This is a genomic window from Pseudoxanthomonas sacheonensis, from assembly GCF_010093305.1.
GTDB lineage: Bacteria > Pseudomonadota > Gammaproteobacteria > Xanthomonadales > Xanthomonadaceae > Pseudoxanthomonas_A > Pseudoxanthomonas_A sacheonensis.
This window is the reverse complement of record NZ_PDWS01000035.1, coordinates 1-1185: the sequence shown is the minus strand read 5'-3', so window position 1 is coordinate 1185 and position 1185 is coordinate 1. Positions and strand designations below refer to the sequence as shown.

The 1185-nt window shown below is 65.5% G+C and carries 1 protein-coding gene; it reads left to right on the top strand.

Annotated features, from left to right (window positions below; translation table 11 throughout):
* Position 1: 1 nt before the first annotated feature.
* A partial coding sequence (locus CSC73_RS18285) for a sugar porter family MFS transporter (RefSeq protein ID WP_163843562.1) occupies positions 2–1185 on the top strand: 1184 nt, incomplete at its 3' end.

Genomic DNA, 1185 nt, shown 5'->3' with positions numbered 1-1185 from the left:
GCTGATCATCCTGATCAGTTGCGTGGCCACCATCGGCGGCTTCCTGTTCGGTTTCGACAGCGGCGTGATCAACGGTACCGTCGACGGGCTCAAGCAGACCTTCCACTCCAGTTCGGCCGGAACCGGTTTCGAAGTGGCCTCGATGCTGCTGGGTTGCGCGGTCGGCGCCTTCTTCGCCGGCCGCCTGGCCGACCGCTGGGGACGGCGGGCGGTGCTGATCATCTCGGCGGTGCTGTTCCTGGTTTCCGCGCTGGGCGCGGGCATGGCCAACACGTCGCTGGTGTTCATCATCGCGCGCGTATTGGGCGGTTTCGCGGTCGGCGCGGCCAGCGTGATGTCGCCGGCCTATATCGCCGAAGTGGCTTCGGCCCGCTACCGCGGACGCCTGGCGACGGTGCAGCAGATCGCCATCATCGGCGGACTGTTCTGCGCCTTCCTCAGCAACTACCTGCTGGCCAAGACCGCCGGCGCCTCCACCGAAACGCTGTGGCTGGGCTTTGCGGCGTGGCGCTGGATGTTCTGGATGATGGCCATTCCCTCTTTGATCTTCCTGTTGCTGTTGCTGCTGATCCCGGAAAGCCCGCGTTACCTGGTGGTCAAGGGCCGCACGGAAGACGCCTTGAAGGTGCTGACCCGCCTGTACGGCGCGGCGGAAGCCAAGGCCAAACGGGTCGAGATCGAGGGCTCGCTGTCGGCCGACCACCATCGTCCGCGCTTGTCGGATCTGGTCGACAAGGCGACGGGGAAAGTGCGCAAGATCGTCTGGATCGGCATCGGCCTGGCCACCTTCCAGCAGCTGGTCGGCATCAACGTGGTGTTCTATTACGGCGCGGTGCTGTGGCAGGCGGTGGGTTTCTCGGAAAACGACGCGCTGCTGATCAACGTGCTGTCCGGCGCGCTCAGCATCGGCGCGTGCGTGCTGGCGCTGATCCTGATCGACCGGATCGGCCGCAAGCCGTTGCTGTGGATCGGTTCGGCCGGCATGGCGGTGTCGCTGGCACTGGTGACCTTCGCCTTCGCCAGCGCCGGGCTGGATGCGCAGGGCAAGCTGGCGATGTCCGACTCGATGGGCATGCTGGCGCTGGTGGCGGCCAACGTCTACGTGGTGTTCTTCAACATGTCCTGGGGTCCGGTGATGTGGGTGATGCTGGGCGAGATGTTCCCCAACCAGATCCGCGGTTCCGG